A 17,583-nucleotide genomic window follows, 5' to 3' on the forward strand; every position below is an offset into this window, starting at 1 on the left:
CCTATCCATAAAAACAACGAGTACTCAAACAGTTCCGACCAGCAGGGCACACACCACCACAGGCTGTAGCGCTGGATCACCGGCAGTACGCCGACTACGCCAACGCACCACCAGCCAGGCCAAAACCAAACCAGCCAGGCCGAACAAGATCACCAACGGCTCAGACAACCCCAGCCACTGGGCAAATAGCGCAAAAGTGAACAAACCCACCAGCGGCAAGAGATAGACCAGGAACGCTCCCCGCAGCAGCAGCTCCTCGCGCACCCCGATGACAACGGAATCACCAACCTGCAATTGCAGGTCAGAAAGCGCACGCACCAGACCACGATTGCGACCGACGCCCAGCTTATTCATCAGCCCCTGCCCACAACCCGCATTGGCAGAGCAACTGGAACACGTGCTTTTACGAAGGGTCTCGACCCAGACGGCTCCAGCCTCCAGCGCTATGACCCGCCCTGGCTCCTCGATCATTGCACAACCTTCTCGGCGGCTTGCGCCTGCATCGACAAGGCGACCCGCTCGGCAGTCCCCAATGGAATCTCGCCGACCACCGTCACCATGACATCGCCATCAACCGTACTCATTCGCCGGGAGACCACGGCAGTCGGGCCAAGTTGACTACGCGCATCTTCAACCTTGGCGCCCCGCAAGGGTTCGAGAAATATCGAGAAACGCGCCAGGCCATCGTCATAGGTCAGATACGTGACCTGTTCCGTCGAAGCCGGACTGCGGCGCTGCATGGCTTGCTGCAACTGGAAACCCGGCGGCACCCAGGCCGCACGCCAGGCCGGCACAGAGGCGCTACCAGGCGACACTGAATCGATTGACTTACAGCTGTCGCCAGGCTGCAACTGCTCATCCGAGACGGCCGTTTCAGTATCCAGATCGATGAACTGAAAACGTTCCAGCAACTGGCCTTTTTCGTTGACCAGTAGCGATTTGAGCGGCAGCGCACTGGCTTCGTCCAGATGCAGCTCGACCGCATACCGATGCTGATCCCGCGGTATCAGGGTCAATATGACCGCTTCACGCCCCGCCACACGAGAACGCCCTGCTACGCGCAACTCATAGCGTTCCGCAAGCCGCTTAGGCGCGACAACATGAGGCGACAAGCGCAGATCACTTAGCTGATCCGCCAAGCCTTCACTCACGCAGGCCGACTGCCCACCGACCCGCAGCACTTCTTGTACCGGGCCATCCAGCTGCAGCAGACGCTCACGCACCTCACCCGCTGCATCAACCCGATGCCAGATGCCATGGGTAGAAAAACTACCGTTGCGTTCATAAACAAAAGAACCGTGAAAGCTCTGTCCCTCGGACTCAGCCAAGCGACTCAGCCAATCCTGAGCATTGGCAGCATGAACCGAAGAGGCAAGACAACTGCCAAGCAAAGCAAGCAGAGGAAAGGCGCGCATGATCCCCCTCAGCGGTTTTCCAGGCTGGCGGCGCGCGCATAGGGCAGCACCGAATCGGTTCCACTGGCGGCAGCCTGCTGGGCATGCTGGCGCAGATAGGCAGGCAGGCGTTGTTCATGCCAACCAGAAGTCGGTTGCTGCACATTCAGCTGCGGCCCCTGCGGCATAGGCTCACTGCTGGTGGTGTAACCGGCCAATACGGCCGGCCCTTGCACCTGTGGCATCACCAGATTTGGCTGGGCGGCCTGCTGAGCCAGCTGAGCACCACTCAGCTCATCCTGATTGTAGAAGCGTACGCCAGCCAGCACGGCGACAGTCACCGACGCAGCAACCGCTAGACGCCCCAGACCACGCCAGCGACTATTGGCTACTTTTTCCGGCAGCGCTTCATCAGCCAGAGCAGCGGAGACGGCAGCGGCGATATCCAGACGCGGCTCCAGCAACTCCTTGTGCATCACCGCACGGGCAATCTGGTAACGCGACCAGGTGGCACGCAGCTCGGGTTCTTCGCTGGCAGCCAGCACCCGACGCAACTCCAGTTCGTCCGCTTCGTTATCCATTACCGCGGACAGCGATTCCTGCAGGGCTTCACGATTCATGGCAGTTCCTCTCTTGGCTGTCGCCGCTGTCTCAGGCGTCCTGCAACAAAGGTTGCAGGGCTCTATCAATGGCCTCGCGCGCCCGGAAAATCCGCGAACGTACGGTGCCGACCGGACACTGCATGACGCTGGCAATGTCCTCATAACTCAAGCCGTCAAACTCGCGCAGGGTCAGGGCCGTACGCAAATCCTCGGGCAGCAGCTGGATGGTTCGATGCACTGTGGCTTCAATTTCATCCCGCAGCAGTAACCGCTCTGGTGACTCATTGTCCTTGAGCGCGTGGTCGCCCTCATAGAACTCGGCATCCTCGGCACTCACATCACTGTCTGGCGGCCGACGACCGCGCGAGACCAGATAGTTCTTCGCCGTGTTGATGGCGATCCGGTACAGCCAGGTATAAAACGCACTGTCACCGCGAAAATTGGCGAGCGCGCGATAGGCCTTGATAAAGGCCTCCTGGGCAACATCCTGGGCCTCATGGCTGTCGTGCACGAAACGCACAACCAGACCAAGAATCTTGTGCTGGTACTTGAGCACCAACAGATCGAAAGCCCGCTTGTCGCCGCGCTGCACCCGCTCGACCAGTTGCTGATCGTCTTCCTGGGTTAGCATGAATACTCCTCTTGGAGTTCGGAGGAGTTCTGCGTCTGCCAGCAAGTCGCTCTGCCAAGATAGACTCGGACGCTGCGCAAAAGTTCTCCCTCCAAACTGGCTTCCTGCAGCACGCAAAGTACCTGCACGAAACAATGCAGCAGAGTCAACGACCCTGCTGCTGGAAATTTTCTACCTGATCGACAGAGCCATGCTGCGCGACCGGCACCTTGAACCACGGGTGACAGACTATGGAACCCGAACGTCTAAGAAAGTTCCCGAGCGCCTTAGTCTGTCATAAGCGCGCTATTGTGCCGGTCACCCCCTCTATATACTAGGCGATGCCCTTTTGCGGAATCAGCAGTAGATGAGCCAACACCACCAGCACGACGTCCTCATCATTGGCAGCGGCGCAGCCGGCCTGACCCTGGCCCTGACGCTACCGCAGCACTTGCGCGTCGCCGTGTTGAGCAAGGGCGACCTGGCCAACGGTTCGACCTACTGGGCCCAGGGCGGAGTCGCCGCCGTGCTGGACGACACCGACACGATCGAATCCCACGTCGCCGACACCCTCAATGCTGGCGGCGGCCTGTGCCGCGAGGACGCCGTGCGTTTTACCGTCGAGCACAGCCGCGAAGCCATCCAGTGGCTGATCGAACAAGGCGTGCCCTTCACCCGTGGTGATGAGCACGAACGCGAGGATGGTGGATTCGAGTTCCACCTGACGCGCGAAGGCGGTCATAGCCACCGGCGCATCATCCATGCCGCCGACGCCACCGGTGCAGCCATCTTCAACACCCTGCTGCAACAGGCCCGCCAACGCCCCAATGTCGAACTATTGGAGCAGCGCGTAGCAGTCGACCTGATTACCGAGCGCAAACTCGGCCGCAGCGGCCAGCGCTGCCTCGGCGCCTATGTCCTGAACCGCCACACTGGCGAGGTCGACACCTTCCACGCGCGCTTCGTTATCCTCGCCACCGGCGGCGCGGCCAAGGTCTACCTTTACACCAGCAACGCCGACGGCGCCTGTGGCGATGGCATCGCCATGGCCTGGCGCGCGGGCTGCCGGGTTGGCAACCTGGAATTCAACCAGTTTCATCCGACCTGCCTGTACCACCCGCAGGCCAAAAACTTCCTGATCACCGAAGCCCTGCGCGGCGAAGGCGCCCAGCTCAAACTGCCTAACGGCGAGCGCTTCATGGCGCGCTTCGACCCGCGCGAAGAGCTGGCCCCGCGCGACATCGTCGCCCGCGCCATCGACCATGAAATGAAGCGCCTGGGCATTGACTGCGTTTATCTGGACATCAGCCACAAGCCGGCAGACTTCATCAAGACGCACTTCCCTACCGTCTATGAGCGCTGCCTGCAATTCGGTATCGACATCACCCGCCAGCCGATCCCGGTAGTACCGGCGGCGCACTACACCTGCGGCGGCGTAGTGATCGATAGCAGTGGCCATACCGACGTGCCCGGCCTGTACGCGATTGGCGAAACCAGCTTCACCGGCCTGCATGGCGCCAACCGCCTGGCCAGCAACTCGCTATTGGAATGCTTCGTCTACGCCCGTTCGGCCGCGGCCGATATCGTTGCGCAACTGGATAGCGTGAACATGCCAGGCGAGCTGCCGACCTGGGACGCCAGCCAGGTGACCGACTCGGACGAAGACGTGATCATTGCGCACAACTGGGACGAACTGCGGCGATTTATGTGGGACTACGTCGGCATCGTGCGCACCAACAAGCGCCTGCAACGGGCCCAGCACCGCGTGCGCCTGCTGCTCAGCGAGATCGACGAGTTCTACAGCAACTACAAGGTCAGCCGTGACCTGATCGAACTGCGCAACCTGGCACTGGTCGCCGAGCTGATGATCGAGTCAGCCATGCGCCGCCATGAGAGCCGCGGTTTGCATTACACCCTCGACTACCCGCAGCAGTTGCCTGAAGCGCACGATACTATTCTGGCGCCGCCCACCTTCGCCGACTGAACTTCAGCCGCACCCGCAGGCGCCGATGCACCTCGCGGGCCAGACCGTCGCGCGGAATGCACAAGCCGCGCACCCGCCACTCACCGGCCAGACGGAAGCGCAGGATCACCAGCTGCGGCAAGGTCAGGCTATCCGGCCGCAACTGCACCGCCTGCCAGCCCTGCGCCTGATTCCATAGCTGCCAGCCATCCTCGTCCCGGCGCAAACCGGTAAACGCCTGCGGATGACGCAGCAGCACCTGGCGCGGCACCACCCAGGCGGCATGCCCCAAGCAAGCCAAAGCACAGAGACAAAGCAGCCAGAACGGCACATCAAGCAGCAACAGCGTCACCCATGCCAGGCATTGCGCCAGCACATAGGCCGCCAGCAGCAGGCGCGAAGCCTGCCAGTGGCATTCGAAGCTGTTACTTGGGCTGGACACGATCCAGGATCATGCGAACCATGCGCCGCAGGTCGGCGTCTTCCGGCTCGTCGCGCTGCATGAACCAGCCGAACATGTCCTGATCCTCGCACTCCAGCAACTTGCGGTAGCGCGCCTGATCCTCGGCATCCAGCGTCGCATAGACCTCCCTGACGAAGGGCACCAGCAATACATCCAGCTCCAGCATGCCGCGACGGCTGTGCCAGAAGAGTCGGTTCAGTTCAGTAGAATCGGCCATACAGCGGCTCCTGTGAGAAGGTGCGCAGTATAGCGAGCGGCGCCTCACTCGGCACCCGCTGACAAGCTGCCGAGCGGGCTCTATGATGACGCCCCGGACTTTCCTTACTGCGACAGCCAATGGCCGACTCAGCTTTCTTCTGCACCCTGACCCATGAAGCCCTGCTCGCCGTGCGCGGCGTAGATGCCAGTAAATTCCTCCAGGGCCAGGTCACCTGCAACCTCAACTACCTCGACCCGCATACCAGCAGCCTCGGCGCCCGCTGCACGCCCAAGGGCCGCATGCTGTCGAGTTTCCGCATTGTTGCCGAAGGCGACGGCTACCTACTGGCGATGGCCAGCGAACTGCTCGACACCCAGCTCGCCGAACTGAAAAAGTATGCAGCTTTCTCCAAATCCACCCTCAGCGACGAATCTGCCGCCTGGGTACGCTACGGCCTCAGCGGCGGTGACGGCGCACTGGTCAGCCTCGGCCTGGATCTGCCGCAGACGGCGAACACGGTAGCGCGCCACAATCGCCTGCTGGCAGTGCGCCTGAGCGATGGCCGCACCGAACTCTGGGCGCCGGCCAGCGAAGCCGAAACCCTGCACAAGCGCCTGGCCACGCAACTGCGCGAAGTGCCACTGAACGACTGGCTGCTGGGCCAGATCCGCGCCGGCATCGGCCAGGTCTTCGGTGCCACCCGCGAGCAGCTGATCCCGCAGATGATCAACCTGCAGGCCCTGGGCGGCGTGAGTTTCAAGAAAGGCTGCTACACCGGCCAGGAAATCGTCGCGCGCATGCAGTACCTCGGCAAGCTCAAGCGCCGTCTCTATCGCCTGAGCCTGGACGCCGCACCACCCGCCGTAGGCGCGGCGCTGTTCTCGCCGGTACATGGTTCCAGCGTCGGTGAAATCGTGTTGGCTGCACAGGCCGCCAGTGGCAGCGAAGTGCTGGCCGTGCTGCAGGAAGATGCCGCCAGCGATGGCCGCATCCACCTCGACAGCCTCGAAGGCCCCCTGCTGCACCTACTGGAACTGCCCTACGAGCTGGACAGCGACCGAGAAATCCAGCGCTAAGCAGAAAACTGATGCAGACGCCGGGACAAACAGGTTACAACCGGCATAACCCTGACCAACAAGCGACACCGCACTACACTGATGCGGTCGAGTGATCCGAGAGCCGAGATGAGCAAGCTTGCCGAAAAAGTCCAACAGGAACTGATCCAGGCCATCGAAAACGATGAGCTGGTACTGCCGACCTTGCCCGAAGTGGCCCTGCGTGTTCGCGAGGCAGCGGAAGACCCGAATATCAGCATCCCGGCCCTGAGCAAGGTGATCGGCAACGATGCCGCCCTTACCGCGCGCATCGTCAAGGTGGTGAACAGCCCGCTGCTGCGTACCAGCAAGGAAATCACCGACCTGCAGATGGCCGTCAGCCGCCTCGGCATCAACTACACCTGCAACCTGGCCACCGGCCTGGCCATGGAGCAGATGTTCCAGGCCACCTCCGACGTGGTCGATCGCAAGATGCGCGAAGTGTGGAACAAAAGCACGGAAATCGCCGGCATCTGCCACGTTCTGTGCAAACACTACACTCGCCTGATGCCTGACCAGGCGACCCTCGCCGGCCTGGTCCACCAGATCGGCATCCTGCCGATCCTGACCTACGCCGAAGAACACAACGAGCTGCTGGCAGACTCCATCAGCCTCAACCACGTAATCGAGAAGATTCACCCGATCATCGGCGACAGGATCCTGCGTGCCTGGGAATTCCCCGAGCCGATCGCCATGGTGCCGGGCCAGCACCTGGACTTCACCCGCAACTCGCCGAAAGTCGACTACGTCGATATCGTCCAGGTCGCCACCCTGCAAAGCTACCTGGGCAGCGAGCACCCCTATACCCAGCTGGACTGGAGCAAGATTCCCGCCTTCGCCAAGCTCGGCCTCGACCCGAGCGTCGACATGCAGGCCGATGAAGACCTCTCTGCGGCCATGGAAGCCGCCACCAGCATGCTGCAGTAACACGCAGCAAGACGTATCGACCAACCCCTTCTAAGCTATGAGTATGTCCTGTCGCCACTGGCGACAGGACAGCGGCTTGCCGCAGCAAAGGTCACCGGACTGGCCTCTGTCTCGCTCAACTCAGGGGAAGGAAGTACCCGATGCGTCTGTTGTTACTGCTGTTCACCCTGGCTTTCGGCTGCCACCTGCAGGCTGAAACCATCCGCCTGACCAACGGCGAATGGAGTCCTTATCTGGGTGAAAAGCTGCCCCATCACGGCGTCGCCTCGCGCATCGTCGAAGAAGCCTTCGCCCTGCAGGGCGTGCAGGTGCAGTGGGAGTTCTACCCCTGGGCACGTGCCCTACGCAGCGCCGAAAAGGGCAAGAGCGATGGTGCAGCAGTATGGCTGCGCAGCCCGGAGCGCGAGCAGGCCTTTTTCATCAGCGACCCGGTGGTGGACAGCGGCTACTACCTGTTCCACCGCAAGGATCAGGTCTTCGACTGGCAACAGGTTAGCGATCTGCACGGCAAACGCCTTGGTGGCGCTATCGACTACGACTACGGCCAGGCCTTCCAGCAAGCGGAAAGCAGCGGCCACCTGCAGGTCAAGCGCCTGAGCAGCGAGGAACAGGGCCTGCGCATGGTGCTGGCTGGACGCCTGGATGCCTTTCCGATGGATAAGGTGGTGGCCTTCGATCTGCTGCACAGCAGGTTCACTACCGCCGAACGCCGCCAGCTGAGCTTTCACCCCCTGCCGCTGCGCAGTGACAGCCTGCACCTGCTGCTGTCACGCAAGGTGGCCGGCAACGAGGCCATGTTGCAACGCTTCAACCAGGGTTTGCAGCAACTGCGCGACAGCGGCAAGGTCACTCAATACCTGCTGGAAATCCAGCAACCCCTGAGCCTGAGCTACTGATCACTACGGCTGCGGCGGAAAAGCCACCTGCACCCGCAAGCCGCCACTGCGTCCCTCCTCCAGGCTGATCTGCGCCAGATGGGCACGGCAGATCTCGCCGACGATCGCCAGGCCCAGCCCAGCACCACCGACCTGCGGGTTACGCCGGTAGAACCGCTCGAAGACCTTCTCCCGCTCCTGCGGCGGAATTCCCGGACCGTCGTCCTCGACCTCCAATAAGCCCGGCGCCAGCACCCGCAGAACCACATTGCCACCCGCCGGAGTGTGCGCCAGAGCGTTGTCCACCAGGTTATAGACCAGCTCGTTGAGCAGGGTCGGTTCGCCATGGATGAACACATCCTCCTCGGCCTCCAGCGCCAGGGCAATGCCGCGCTGGTGGGCCAGCGGTGCCAGGGCCATGGCCAGTTCACGCACCAGCAGGCCGAGATCGACCCGCTCGGCACCACCCTCGGCGATGGCCCGAGCGCCGCGCTCGATGCGCGCCAGGGAAAGCAGCTGGTTGGCCAGGTGGGTCAGGCGATCGCTGCTCTGCGCCGCCTTTTCCAGGGTGCTATACCACAACTGCGGTTCACGCTCGCGCAGGCCCAGTTCGATGCGCGCCTTGAGCGCCGCCAGTGGCGTGCGCAGCTCGTGGGAAGCATCGGCGATGAACTGCGCCTGGCGCTCGAACTGCACACGCAGGCGCTCGGTGAAGTGGTTGAGGGCCGCCACCAGCGGGCGCAATTCATCCTGCGCCTCGACCAGCGGCAGCGGCCGCAGATCGTCCGGCTGGCGCTCCTCGACGGCGCTGCGCAAACGCTCCAGCGGGCGCAAGGCGGCGCTCACCGCCAGCCACACCAGGGCCAGGCTGACCAGCGCCAGCAGGCCCATACGCCACAGGGTATCCAGCAGCAGGCCACGGGCCATGCGCTCGCGCGCGCCGTCGGTCTCGGCCACGCGAATCTCCGCCATGCCATTCATTTCCGGTTCGCTGACCGGCTGCAACAGGCTGACCACGCGTACACCTACGCCCTCGAACTCACCGTCGTAGAAGCGCGCCAGGGCCGGGTAATCGTCGGTGCGCGGGGTGCCGGGCGGCGGTGCCGGCAGGGCGTCGTAGCCCGAGACCAGGCGTCCCTGCAGGTCGCTGACCTGGTAGAAGATGCGCCCCTCGCTGTCGTAAGCGAACACATCCAGCGCCACATAGGGCACGTCGGCGCGCAACAGCCCCTCTTCGGTGTACAGGCCGTCGGCGATGGCCCGTGCCGAGGCCAGCAAGGTGCGGTCGTAGGCCGCGTCCGCCGCCTCGCGACCATTCCAGTAGGCGCTCAGGCTGCCGATTAGCAGCGGAATGGCCAGCAGCGCGGCGAGGCGCCGCAGCAGCCGGCCGCGCAGGCTGCCGGCAGGTTTTTCAGCCACCGACCGCCTCCAGCAGATAACCCAGGCCACGGAAGGTGACGATGCGTACGCTGTCGCCTTCCAGCTTCTTGCGCAGGCGGTGCACGTAGATCTCGATGGCGTCGGCGCTGGCCTCCTCGTCCAGACCGAACACCTGGTCGGCCAGCTGTTCCTTGCTCATCACCCGTCCCGGACGGGCGATCAGCGCCTCCAGCACCGCCTGCTCGCGCGAGGTCAGGTTGAGCAGCTGTTCGTGCAGGCTGAAGCGCCGGGTGCCCAGGTCATAGACCAGCGCCCCACAGCGTTGCTGCGCCTCGCCGCCGAGCACGCTGCGCCGCAGCAGGGCCTTGACCCGCGCCTCCAGCTCGGTCAGCTCGAAGGGCTTGGCCAGGTAATCGTCGGCGCCCAGGTTGAGGCCGTGCACACGGTCCTTGACCTCGCCACGGGCGGTCAGCATCAGTACCGGCAGGGTCTTGCCGCGCCCGCGCAGGCGCGCCAGCACCTCGAAGCCGTCCAGCCGTGGCAGGCCGACATCCAGCACCGCCAGGGCGTAGTCCTCGCTGGCCAGGGCATGCTCGGCGGCGATGCCGTCGTGCAGCACATCCACGGTCAAGCCGGTGCCGCGCAGGGCCTGGGCCACGCTTTCGGCCAGGGGCAGATGGTCCTCGACCAGCAGGATTCGCACGGTGATGGCACTCCAGGAACTTGTAGTTATGCGCCGAGTGTAACCAGCGCGAAGGCGCTGTACAGGCCGCAAAAACTTTCTTTCACGCTGAAAGCCTGGCGAAAGCTTGGCCTCCTAGCATCCGGCTCAGGGTGGCTAGAACCACCCACAGAACGCCGGCTGCGTGGTTGCGCCGGCGTGACAAAAACAATATTCGGAGACCACATATGCGCACTGCCTCCCGGCAGGCCCTGCCGCCTGTCCGCCGCCTCAGCCTCGCCCTTCTCGCCTGCACCCTGGCGCCTGCCGCCCATGCCGCCTTCGTCGCCGACAGCAGCGCCAGCCTCACGACCACCAACATCTACCTGAACCGCGACTTCCGCGAAGATGCCGGGCAGAACAAACGCGAGGAATGGGGTCAGGGTTTCTGGCTCGATATTCAGTCCGGCTATACGGAAGGCACTGTTGGCTTCGGCCTCGACGCCCTCGGCCTGCTCGGGGTCAAGCTGGATTCCGGTGGCGGCCGCACCGGCACCGACCTGCTGCCGGTACAGGACGACGGCGGCACCCCGGACCAGTACGGCCGCCTGGGCCTGACCGCCAAGCTCAAGGTCTCCGCGAGCGAGTTCCGCTATGGCTCGCACATCCCCGAGCTGCCGGTGGTCAAGGCCAGCGACAGCCGCCTGCTGCCGCAGGTGTTCGAGGGCGGCCTGCTGACCTCCAACGACATCGATAACCTGAGTTTCACTGGCGGGCGCCTGGACAAGGTAATCGACCGCGCCTCGACCAACTCCGAGGACCTGATCCTCAACAGCAAGAACAAGCGCTTCACCGGCGGCGTCACGGCCGAGCACATGGATCTGGCCGGCTTCGACTACAGCTTCACCAAGGGCCTGACCGGACGCTACTACTACGCCGATGTCGAGGACATCTACCGCCAGCACTTCCTCGGCCTGCTGGCCAGCCAGGCGCTGGGCGGTGGCACCCTGAGCGCCGACCTGCGCCTGTCGATCAGCGACGACAGCGGTTCGGCCAACGCCGGCCAGATCGACAACAACGCTTGGAACGGCCTGCTCGGCTACGCCCACAGCGGCCACAAGCTGAGCCTGGGCTACCAGCACCTGTCCGGTGACACCGGTTTCGCCTACCTCGATGGCAGCGACCCGTTCCTGGTCAACTTCGTGCAGATCAACGACTTCGCCAACGCCGACGAACGCTCCTGGCAGGCCCGTTACGACTTCGACTTCACCAGCCTCGGCGTGCCCGGCCTGAGCTTCATGACCCGCTACATCAAGGGCGACAACGCTCAGGTGAGCGGCAGCGATGAAGAAGGCCGCGAGTGGGAGCGCAACACCGAGCTCAAGTACGTGGTGCAGAACGGCCCGCTCAAGGACCTCTACGTGCGCCTTCGTAATGCCAGCTTCCGTTCCAGCTTCGCCCGCGACGCGGACGAGAACCGCGTGATCGTCGGCTACTCCCTGCCCATCTGGTAAGCCACAATAAAACTCCACAGGAGATCAAGATGAAGACTGCCCTGTCCCGTGTCGCCCTGCTCGCCTCCGGCCTGCTGCTGTCCAGCCAGTTACTGGCCGAACCCAAGCGCCCCGAATGCATCGCCCCAGCCAAGCCCGGCGGCGGTTTCGACCTGACCTGCAAGCTGGCCCAGAGCGGCCTGCGCGACGGCGGGCTGCTCGAAGCGCCGATGCGCGTCACCTACATGCCCGGCGGCGTCGGCGCGGTGGCCTACAACGCGGTGGTCGCTCAGCGGCCGAAAGACGCCGGCACCATCACCGCCTTCTCCTCCGGCTCCCTGCTCAACCTGGCCCAGGGCAAGTTCGGCCGCTACGACGAGAACGCCGTGCGCTGGCTGGCCGGCATCGGCACCGACTACGGCGCCATCAGCGTGCGCGCCGACTCGCCCTACCAGACCCTCACCGACCTGGTCGAGGGGCTGAAGAAGGACCCGGGCAGCATCGTCTTCGGTGCCGGCGCCACCATCGGCGGCCAGGACTGGATGCAGACCGCCCTGCTGGCCCGCCTCGCCGGCATCGACCCGCAGAAACTGCGCTACGTGGCCTTCGAGGGCGGCGGCGAGACCCTCACCGCCATGCTCGGTGGCCATGTCCAGGTCACCTCCAGCGGCCTCGGCGAAGTCACCCCGCAACTGGCGGCGAACAAGATCCGCGTCATCGCCGTGCTCTCCGAGCAGCGCCTGCCGGGCAAGCTGAGCAACATCCCCACCGCCCGGGAGCAGGGCTACGACATCACCTGGCCGGTGATCCGTGGCTTCTACATGGGGCCGGAAGTCAGCGATGCGGACTTCGCTTGGTGGAAGGGCCAGTTCGACACCCTGCTGGCCAGCCCCGAGTTCGCCAAGCTGCGCGAGCAGCGCGACCTGTTCCCCCTGAGCATGACCGGCGACGAGCTGAAGGCCTACGTGTTCAAGCAGGTGCAGGACTACAAGGCCCTGGCCGGCGAGTTCGGCCTGGTCCAGTAAGGCATCCCCCTCTCCCCCTCCCGGGAGAGGGTGGCCCGCAGGGCCGGGTGAGGGAAGCGCATGCCCCTCACCCCTAGCCCCTCTCCCGGCGGGAGAGGGGAACAACCATCCTTGCTCAGGAATACCACCATGTACGTCCGCCTGTTCGCCGCGGTGTGGCTGCTCGTCTGCGCCTTTCTCGCCGTGGTCGCCTGGGGCTTCCAGGCGCCCTTTTCCTACGACCCGGTCGGCCCGCGCGCCTACCCCCTGCTGTTGCTGACACTGATGGCCGCCGCCGCCCTGTGGCTGCTGTGCAAGCCGAGTGGCGAGCCGACTCTGCCGATCTCCTGGGCGCTGGCGCGCAAGGTCGCCCTGTGCATCGGCGCCCTGCTGGCCTACGCCCTGCTGTTCGAGCCACTGGGCTTCGTGCTCAGCACCGCCCTGGCCGGCTTCGGCCTCGGCCTGCTGTTCGGCGGCCGCCTGCTGCCCAGCGCCATCAGCGGCCTGCTGATGGGCACGCTGCTGTATGGCCTGTTCGACTACCTGCTGGACGTGCCGCTGCCGCTCGGCCTGTTCGCCGCCTTCGTGGAGAGCTGAAATGGAAACGCTGAATTTCTTGATGCAGGGCTTCGACGTGGCCACCCGGCCGGTCAACCTGCTGGTGGCGCTGTTCGGCGCCTTCGTCGGTACCGTGGTCGGCCTGCTGCCGGGCCTGGGGCCGATCAACGGGGTGGCGATCCTGCTGCCGCTGGCCTTCGCCCTCGGCCTGCCGCCGGAAACCGCGCTGATCCTGCTGGCCGCCGTGTACCTGGGTTGCGAGTACGGTGGGCGCATCTCCGCCATCCTGCTCAACGTGCCGGGCGACGCCGCCGCCATCATGACCACCCTCGACGGCTATCCGCTGGCGCGCCAGGGCAAGGGCGGCATCGCCCTGTCGCTGTCGGCCATGAGTTCGTTCATCGGCAGCACCATCGCCACCATCGGCGTCGTATTGTTCGCGCCGATCCTGGCCAACTGGGCGGTGGCCTTCGGCCCGGCCGAGTACTTCATGCTGATGGTGTTCGCCATCGCCTGCCTGGGCGGCATGGTCGGCGACAAGCCGGTCAAGACCCTGCTCGCCGCGCTGATCGGCCTGGGCCTGGCCACCGTCGGGGTGGACGCCACCACCGGGGTGTACCGCTTCACCTTCGACAGCATCGGCCTGTCCGACGGCATCCAGTTCGTCATCGTGGTGATCGGCCTGTTCAGCGTCAGCGAGGTGCTGCTGATGCTCGAACACACCGCCAGCGGCCAGCAGGCGGTGAAGGCTAGCGGGCGCATGCTGTTCAACGCCAAGGAGTTCACCTTCACCTGGTGGAGCACGGTGCGCAGCTCCCTGGCCGGCTTCGTCATCGGCGTGCTGCCGGGCGCCGGGGCGACCATCGCCAGCGCCATCACCTACATGAGCGAGAAGCGCATCGCCGGCAGCAGCGGCCGCTTCGGCGACGGCGACCTGCGCGGCGTGGCGGCCCCGGAAGCGGCCAACAATGCCTCGGCCTGCGGCTCGCTGATCCCCATGCTGACCCTCGGCGTGCCGGGTTCGGGCACCACTGCGGTGATGATCGGCGCCCTGACCCTGTACAACATCACCCCCGGCCCGCTGCTGTTCGAGCAGCAGCCGGACGTGGTCTGGGGCCTGATCGCCTCGCTGTTCATCGGCAACGTCATCCTGCTGGTGATGAACATCCCGCTGGTCGGCCTGTTCGCCCGCATGCTCAGCGTGCCGACCTGGATCCTGGTGCCGGCCATCACCATCATCAGCCTGGTCGGCGTCTACGCCGTGCACAGCACCACCTTCGACCTGGTGCTGATGATCGGCCTCGGCGTGTTCGGCTACCTGCTGCGCAAGATGGACTTCCCGCTGTCGTCGCTGATCCTCGGCTTCGTCCTTGGCGAACTGATGGAGTCCAACCTGCGCCGCGCCCTGTCGATCAGCAACGGCGACCTGGCGATCCTCTGGCAGAGCCCGATCAGCATGGCGCTGTGGGGCCTGGCCGCGCTGATGCTGGCCCTGCCAGGCCTGCGCTGGCTGCGCAAGCGCCGCTCGCTGCGCGCCGCGCATGCCTAACTGGTGGCTCACCCCGCTGGCCGGCGCGGCCGGCGGTGCCCTGGCCAGCCTGATCGGCTGGCCTTTGCCGTGGATGGTCGGCTCGCTGCTGACGGTGATTTTGCTGCGCTGTCTGGGCGGCCTGGACCTGCGCGAGGTGCCCGGCGCGCGCAAGGGTGGACAGTGGCTGGTGGGCACCGGCATCGGTCTGCACTTCAGCCCGGCGGTGCTGCAGCAGGTCGTCAGCCACGGCGGCCTGCTGCTGGCCGGCGCGCTGTTCACCAGCCTCACCTGCCTGATCGGCATCGGCCTGCTGCGGCGGGCCGGCTGCGACCGCGCCACCGCCTACTTCGCCAGCATGCCCGGCGGCGCCAGCGAGATGGTCAACCTCGGCCAGCGCAATGGCGCCCTCGCCAGCCAGGTGGCCGCCGGGCAGAGCCTGCGTCTGCTGCTGGTGGTGCTCTGCGTGCCGGCGCTGTTCCAGTGGTGGCTGGGCACGCCACCGGCCCTGGCACATGCCGGCGGCAACGTGGACATCGCGGTTCTGGCGCTGCTGCTGGCCGGCGGCGCCGGCCTGGCCCTGCTCGGCCAGCGCCTGCGCCAGCCCAATCCCTGGCTACTCGGGCCGATTCTGGTCAGCGCGCTGGGGGCGATCCTGCTTGAGTCCAACCCGAGCCTGCCGGCCGGCACCAGCCAGCTCGGCCAGTGGCTGATCGGCAGCGCCCTGGGCTGCCACTTCGGCCGCGAGTTCTTCCGCCACGCGCCGCGCTTCGTCACCCTGGTGCTGCTGGCCACGCTGCTGGCCATGCTCAGCGCCGCCCTGGGTGCCGGGGCGCTGGGCTGGCTCGGCGCCCTGGACCGGCGCGCGCTGATGCTGGGCATGATGCCCGGCGGCATCGCCGAACTGAGCCTGACCGCCGAAGCCCTGGCCCTGTCGGTGCCGCTGATCACCGGGCTGCAGGTGCTGCGCCTGCTGTGCGTGCTGTTTCTCGCCGAGCCGCTGTTCCGCCTGTGGCAGCGCCTTCATCGGGTTTGATCCGGTTTTCCTCGAACCACCTTTGACCCGCCTTGTGCGGGTCTTTTTTTGCACGGGAGGACGCGCAACCGGGCGCTGCAGGGTTTTCGCGCAGACAAAAAAAGGGGCGACCGAAGTCGCCCTAATTTGCCTTGCGTGCTCGTTGCCAGGAAGGATCAGCTTGGCTTGCGCTTGTGCGAGTCCTTCCAGATGAAATAACCGACGCCTGCGAAGAAGGCGATCATCAGACCGACCGTACCGATGCCGGCGAGTACCACTGTATCGATGAACATGGCTGCCTCCTTGTGCAAAGCCCCTGCTGGATGGCTTCAAGGTAACGGCAACGGGCCTGGCGAAAATTGACCGGGGTCAATATCTGCATGGGCAGGTGGAGGGAGGTGCTACGGGTGTTGATCTGGGTCAATTTTGCCCGGGCAGGCGCCCTGCGCGCGCTGACTCAGAACCCGTTTCGTATCTCGGTAACTCCCCTCCTCCCTGAATGGAAGAGGGGGGGCAAAGCTATCCGCGCCTGTCTCTACAAGCAGCTATGGCACTGCAAAAAAGATCATAAACAGCTTCTCAGCGCTTCTTCGGTTTGCCCTTGGCCTTCTTCTTGGCCTTGGGCAAGGGCAACGCCTGTTCGAAAGCTTGGCGCATCTCGTCGAGCTTCTTGTCGTGCAGGTCGTGGATGCGCTTGCCGCGCTCGGCGCTGAAGTCGATCAGCTTGTCGTCGTTGCTCATGACTGCGTCCGGATCAGGCGAAAAGTGAGGTTTAAGCGTGGCGCCACCGGCTTGGCGGTTTTCGCCACCTGATGCTGCCAATAATGCTGGGTTGCGCCTGCCATGACCAGCAGCGCACCATGTCCCAGCGGCAGCGAGTGCTCTATAGCCTGGTGGCCCTTGCGACGCAGATCGAAGCGCCGGGTAGCACCGAGATTGAGCGAGGCGACCAGCGGATTGCGCCCCAGCTCGGGCTCATCGTCACTGTGCCAGCCCATGGAGTCCTGGCCATCGCGGTAATAGTTGAGCAGTACGCCGTTCAGCCGCTGCCCCGCCACCGTCTCGACCTGTGCGCGAATCTGCGCCAGCAGGGGGGTCCAGGGCAACGGCTGGTGCAGCAGACCGGAATAGCGATAGCTGGCCTCGGCATCGCCATACCAGGCGACCAGGCGTGGCACCGGATAATGCCGACCATGCAGGAAGACGTGCGGCTGCTCCCAGGGCGTCTCAACCAGCAGCTGTGCCAGCCACTGGTCGGCGCAGGCCGCATCCAGCCAGTGCGGACGGTAATCCAGCTGGGCATCGGGCAATTGCAGGGGCAGGTCGGCGAACAGATCCACGGCTTCGATTATCTGGCAGGTTACGAAAACAGGTCAGACCTCAACATCCACCCACAGCCCCTGCCGCGGCAACTCGTCGAGCAGTTTCTCATCGGCCTTATCGACCTCGCCCTCGGCCAATGCCTCCGGGCTGTAGTGACGACGCTGGCGACGACGTTGTTCCTCGCGCAGGAGCATCTCGGCTTCCTGCGGGTGACGCTTGTCCAGCTCCACCGCGCTTTCCTTCTGGCTTTCGCTGGCGGGCGTGACCGGCGGAATTTCCGGGCGCGGCTTGGGCACGTCCTGCTGGACGGTCACCGGCTGAAGGCTATGTGGAATCGGCGGCAGCATGGATTTCCCTCACTCTTGAAACTGCTGTCGGCTGGACGGCCATCAACTTGAACGGACGCTCGCTACACTTTCGACTCAGGCTTTGCCGATTGATTCCGGGCAAAGCCACAAGTGTCGTCGCTCTGCGCGCGGCGTTCCGTTACCATA

21 protein-coding genes are annotated in these 17,583 nt (G+C 64.7%); 9 read left to right on the forward strand and 12 right to left on the reverse strand.

Going from position 1 to position 17,583, the window contains the following annotated elements; genetic code table 11:
- Positions 1-24: 24 nt before the first annotated feature.
- Genes H3H45_RS17985 through rpoE form a run of 4 tightly spaced genes read right to left on the reverse strand, consistent with a single transcriptional unit; the run spans position 25 to position 2,627 of the window.
- The gene (locus H3H45_RS17985) at positions 25-471 is read right to left on the reverse strand and encodes a SoxR reducing system RseC family protein (protein WP_182835081.1); all 447 of its coding nucleotides are present in this window, start codon (positions 469-471) and stop codon (positions 25-27) included.
- On the reverse strand, positions 468-1,415 hold the full coding sequence (locus tag H3H45_RS17990) for a MucB/RseB C-terminal domain-containing protein (protein ID WP_182835082.1): 948 nt from the start codon (positions 1,413-1,415) through the stop codon (positions 468-470). The genes H3H45_RS17985 and H3H45_RS17990 overlap by 4 nt, the downstream gene beginning before the upstream one ends.
- An 8-nt stretch (positions 1,416-1,423) precedes the next feature.
- Positions 1,424-2,014 carry an RseA family anti-sigma factor gene (locus H3H45_RS17995; protein WP_182835083.1) on the reverse strand — a complete coding sequence of 197 codons (591 nt, stop codon included), beginning with the start codon at positions 2,012-2,014 and terminating at the stop codon, positions 1,424-1,426.
- Between the two features lie 31 nt (positions 2,015-2,045).
- Positions 2,046-2,627: an RNA polymerase sigma factor RpoE gene (gene rpoE / locus H3H45_RS18000; RefSeq protein ID WP_182835084.1), complete on the reverse strand. Its 582-nt coding sequence runs from the start codon at positions 2,625-2,627 to the stop codon at positions 2,046-2,048.
- A 346-nt stretch (positions 2,628-2,973) separates the two neighbouring features.
- Here rpoE and nadB point away from each other — a divergent pair, with 346 nt between their 5' ends.
- On the forward strand, positions 2,974-4,590 hold the full coding sequence (gene nadB / locus H3H45_RS18005; RefSeq protein ID WP_182835085.1) for an L-aspartate oxidase: 1,617 nt from the start codon (positions 2,974-2,976) through the stop codon (positions 4,588-4,590).
- Here the strand turns inward: nadB and H3H45_RS18010 are convergent.
- Both H3H45_RS18010 and H3H45_RS18015 read right to left on the reverse strand, forming a co-directional pair.
- Complete coding sequence (locus H3H45_RS18010; RefSeq protein WP_182835086.1) at positions 4,559-5,011, reverse strand: protein YgfX; 453 nt, start codon at positions 5,009-5,011, stop codon at positions 4,559-4,561. The genes nadB and H3H45_RS18010 overlap by 32 nt on opposite strands.
- Complete coding sequence (locus H3H45_RS18015; RefSeq protein ID WP_173208435.1) at positions 4,995-5,249, reverse strand: FAD assembly factor SdhE; 255 nt, start codon at positions 5,247-5,249, stop codon at positions 4,995-4,997. The genes H3H45_RS18010 and H3H45_RS18015 overlap by 17 nt, the downstream gene beginning before the upstream one ends.
- A 119-nt stretch (positions 5,250-5,368) precedes the next feature.
- Between H3H45_RS18015 and ygfZ the strand changes: the two genes are divergently transcribed.
- The 3 genes from ygfZ (at position 5,369) to H3H45_RS18030 (ending at position 8,148) form a co-directional block, all read left to right on the forward strand.
- Entirely contained in the window at positions 5,369-6,307 is a 939-nt protein-coding gene (ygfZ, locus tag H3H45_RS18020) for a CAF17-like 4Fe-4S cluster assembly/insertion protein YgfZ (protein ID WP_182835087.1), read from the forward strand.
- Between the two features lie 108 nt (positions 6,308-6,415).
- Positions 6,416-7,252, forward strand: a complete 837-nt coding sequence (locus H3H45_RS18025) for an HDOD domain-containing protein (protein WP_173208440.1) — start codon at positions 6,416-6,418, stop codon at positions 7,250-7,252.
- A gap of 140 nt (positions 7,253-7,392) precedes the next feature.
- Positions 7,393-8,148: a substrate-binding periplasmic protein gene (locus H3H45_RS18030; protein ID WP_182835088.1), complete on the forward strand. Its 756-nt coding sequence runs from the start codon at positions 7,393-7,395 to the stop codon at positions 8,146-8,148.
- Between the two features lie 3 nt (positions 8,149-8,151).
- Here H3H45_RS18030 and H3H45_RS18035 read toward each other — a convergent pair whose 3' ends face one another.
- A complete protein-coding gene (locus H3H45_RS18035; protein ID WP_182835089.1) occupies positions 8,152-9,546 on the reverse strand; it encodes a sensor histidine kinase in 1,395 nt (464 codons plus the stop codon).
- A complete protein-coding gene (locus H3H45_RS18040) occupies positions 9,539-10,210 on the reverse strand; it encodes a response regulator (protein WP_160490303.1) in 672 nt (223 codons plus the stop codon). The genes H3H45_RS18035 and H3H45_RS18040 overlap by 8 nt, the downstream gene beginning before the upstream one ends.
- A 206-nt stretch (positions 10,211-10,416) precedes the next feature.
- Here H3H45_RS18040 and H3H45_RS18045 point away from each other — a divergent pair, with 206 nt between their 5' ends.
- The 5 genes from H3H45_RS18045 (at position 10,417) to H3H45_RS18065 (ending at position 15,787) form a co-directional block, all read left to right on the forward strand.
- Positions 10,417-11,682: an OprD family porin gene (locus H3H45_RS18045; protein WP_182835090.1), complete on the forward strand. Its 1,266-nt coding sequence runs from the start codon at positions 10,417-10,419 to the stop codon at positions 11,680-11,682.
- Between the two features lie 29 nt (positions 11,683-11,711).
- Positions 11,712-12,686 carry a Bug family tripartite tricarboxylate transporter substrate binding protein gene (locus tag H3H45_RS18050; RefSeq protein ID WP_182835091.1) on the forward strand — a complete coding sequence of 325 codons (975 nt, stop codon included), beginning with the start codon at positions 11,712-11,714 and terminating at the stop codon, positions 12,684-12,686.
- Between the two features lie 129 nt (positions 12,687-12,815).
- A complete protein-coding gene (locus tag H3H45_RS18055) occupies positions 12,816-13,262 on the forward strand; it encodes a tripartite tricarboxylate transporter TctB family protein (RefSeq protein ID WP_182835092.1) in 447 nt (148 codons plus the stop codon).
- A gap of 1 nt (position 13,263) precedes the next feature.
- Entirely contained in the window at positions 13,264-14,772 is a 1,509-nt protein-coding gene (locus H3H45_RS18060; protein ID WP_160490299.1) for a tripartite tricarboxylate transporter permease, read from the forward strand.
- Positions 14,765-15,787 carry an AbrB family transcriptional regulator gene (locus tag H3H45_RS18065; protein ID WP_182835093.1) on the forward strand — a complete coding sequence of 341 codons (1,023 nt, stop codon included), beginning with the start codon at positions 14,765-14,767 and terminating at the stop codon, positions 15,785-15,787. The genes H3H45_RS18060 and H3H45_RS18065 overlap by 8 nt, the downstream gene beginning before the upstream one ends.
- 155 nt (positions 15,788-15,942) lie before the next feature.
- On the opposite strand, the gene ccoM is transcribed toward H3H45_RS18065, so the two are convergent.
- The 4 genes from ccoM to H3H45_RS18080 all read right to left on the reverse strand — a co-directional run bounded on the left by ccoM (position 15,943) and on the right by H3H45_RS18080 (position 17,436).
- Positions 15,943-16,059, reverse strand: coding sequence for a cytochrome c oxidase subunit CcoM (gene ccoM / locus H3H45_RS20360; RefSeq protein WP_312026969.1), 117 nt, complete (start codon positions 16,057-16,059; stop codon positions 15,943-15,945).
- A 286-nt stretch (positions 16,060-16,345) separates the two neighbouring features.
- Positions 16,346-16,507: a hypothetical protein gene (locus H3H45_RS18070; RefSeq protein ID WP_182835094.1), complete on the reverse strand. Its 162-nt coding sequence runs from the start codon at positions 16,505-16,507 to the stop codon at positions 16,346-16,348.
- Entirely contained in the window at positions 16,504-17,106 is a 603-nt protein-coding gene (locus H3H45_RS18075) for an alpha-ketoglutarate-dependent dioxygenase AlkB family protein (RefSeq protein WP_182835095.1), read from the reverse strand. Before H3H45_RS18075 ends, H3H45_RS18070 begins: the two co-directional genes overlap by 4 nt.
- A gap of 33 nt (positions 17,107-17,139) precedes the next feature.
- Positions 17,140-17,436 carry an aspartate-semialdehyde dehydrogenase gene (locus H3H45_RS18080; protein WP_182835096.1) on the reverse strand — a complete coding sequence of 99 codons (297 nt, stop codon included), beginning with the start codon at positions 17,434-17,436 and terminating at the stop codon, positions 17,140-17,142.
- Positions 17,437-17,583 lie beyond the last annotated feature (147 nt).

It is taken from the genome of Aquipseudomonas guryensis (assembly GCF_014164785.1).
Taxonomy (GTDB): Bacteria; Pseudomonadota; Gammaproteobacteria; order Pseudomonadales; family Pseudomonadaceae; genus Aquipseudomonas; species Aquipseudomonas guryensis.